This is a genomic window from bacterium (genome assembly GCA_037131655.1).
Taxonomy (GTDB): Bacteria; Armatimonadota; Fimbriimonadia; order Fimbriimonadales; family JBAXQP01; genus JBAXQP01.
On sequence record JBAXQP010000375.1, the window covers coordinates 1 to 2,242 of the forward strand.

Sequence of the window (2,242 nt, forward strand, 5' to 3'; positions counted from 1 at the left end):
TAAAAGCTCCTTCGATAACCGGATTGCCAAACACATAACCAGGTCGAATTATATTAATTCTCATGTCCGATTGGTATGATTGAGCGATAAGGAAGTTTTCACTTGCAGTTTTTGTGGCACCATAAAATGTTGCAGGACGTTGTTTCGTTTGTGAAGTAATGAGCGAGACATTCACATCTCCAGTAACTTTATTGCTCGAGTAAGAACTGTCGTTTGCAGCTGTAGATGATGTGTAAATGAAATGTTTTACTTTTGCATTTTTCGCATAATCAGAGAGTTGAACGGTTGGCAGGGTATCATTAATTAACACTTCGCTTCCAGAAGAATTCCTATAATTCAAAGCAATATGAACGCAGGCATCATGACCACATACTAATCTTTCAATTAGTTTTGCGTCTGTAATGTCTCCCTCCACAATTTCTATGTTCGATATTTCTGCAAACTTTGGAACCTTATTTGGATTTCTAGCTAACATAGTTATTTTATGACCTTGATCAACAAAAGCCATCGCGACATGTGAGCCAATAAATCCGGTTCCACCTGTAATGAAAATGTTCAAATAAACAACCTCCTAAGTTTAATATTTTAAGTATACTACAGGTTCCTTCAAATGAGGATAAATATCGGGAAAATTCAATCGTTATAGAGTTGACAATGTAAATAGCATATGAAAAAATATTAAATATAATCATACGATAACAGTTACCGCTATAATTTTTTATATTCCGAGTATTCATCAACGAGATAATCATATTAAACAAGATAATAAAGGAGGAAGATGAATGAAAGATAAAGAGAGCAACATGCAAAAGGAAAAGAATACAACAAGCCCATCCTTTGCCGGTGTTAGCAACGAAGAACGGGAAATGATTGAGTGGGCGCTACCTAAAGAGGCTCTGGCCCTACCGGTGAAACCGCGAAAACTATTGATCTTTGATCTCGCCTTGGAGTTCAAACACGTCGGGATTCCATACGCCAACCTGGCATTTTCGCTTATGGGTGAGAAGACCGGCACATTTACCGCAGTTGTGGAGAATGACCCGGCAGTCTTCGCTGCTGACAGTCTCAAACAATTCGATGCGATTCTGTTAAACGATACGACAGGGAACCTTTTTGAAGATAAGCAGTTACGTAGCAATCTGCTCGAGTTTGTCGCGGACGGCGGTGGTCTGATGTGTCTGCATGCTGCCATCAGCGCCTTCATGGAGAAGGGTGAGGACAAGTGGCCGGAGTTCGGGGCTATGATCGGTGCTCGCCCCTCAGGTCACGACCTCGACAAGTGGGGTGCCGACGCCTATGACCACGAGCGTATGAACGGAACCCCCGGCACCTGTTACAGGATAAATCGCGAGTCTTATATCTTTAAGGCCGAGGATCCTGGGCACCCGGTGAGTAGGATGTTCGACGGACAACGATACCCAATGCATGTAGATTGGAGCGACGAGATATTATTCTTCGGCGCACCCTACACGCGCGACAACGTCCGCGTGCTGATTTCGGTGGATACCGACACGGCCATGCTGTCGAACGACAAACCCTTTACAAAAGCACAGCCTGGGCAATTTCCGGTTGTTTGGGTGAAGAGTCATGGCAAGGGTCGTGTCATGTACTGCAATTTCGGCCACAACGAACACGTCTTCTGGCATGAGAAACTCATGAATTTTTTCCTTGCTTCGGCGCAGTTCGTTCTAGGCGATCTGGTTGGCGATACCACCCCGAATCCGCCGACGCCTATGGGCAAGCCAATGGAAGAGAGCATACAGTCGCAGACTCCTGAAACCTTCCTGGAATGCTCATCATGGAGGGATATTTGCGACGATGAGTTCCGGCTGATTGAGCGCGCGCTGCCAAAATTGGCTCCAGCCAAACCGGCGAAGCCGCGCAAATTGCTTATCTTCGATGATAGCTTCGACCCAACAAAGCGATACCATCCATCTATACCCTATACCAATTTGGTTTTCACGCGAATGGGCGAGAAGACTGGAGCATATTCCACCGTGGTGACACACGATCCCGATGTGTTTACCAATGGCAGTCTGGACCAGTTCGATGCAATTTTATTTAACAACAATACATCGGCCAGCTATCGCAACGAAATGATGGAGAAGAACGTGACCGAGTTCGTCACCCGAGGCGGCGGGTTTATGGCCCTTCATGCGGCTATTATCAGCTTTGCGGGCTGGAAAGAATTCACTGATATGATTGGTGCAAGCGGAGCTTGCCACCGCATTTGCATGGAGGA

General features: G+C 45.6%; 2 protein-coding genes. One reads left to right on the plus strand and one right to left on the minus strand.

The window, feature by feature from the left end:
* On the minus strand, positions 1 to 559 hold a 559-nt coding region (locus WCO51_12620; protein ID MEI6514096.1), incomplete at its 3' end, for an NAD(P)-dependent oxidoreductase.
* A gap of 223 nt (positions 560 to 782) precedes the next feature.
* On the opposite strand from WCO51_12620, the gene WCO51_12625 reads away from it, so the two are divergent.
* Positions 783 to 2,242 (plus strand): ThuA domain-containing protein (locus WCO51_12625; protein ID MEI6514097.1); only part of this gene is annotated, 1,460 nt, incomplete at its 3' end.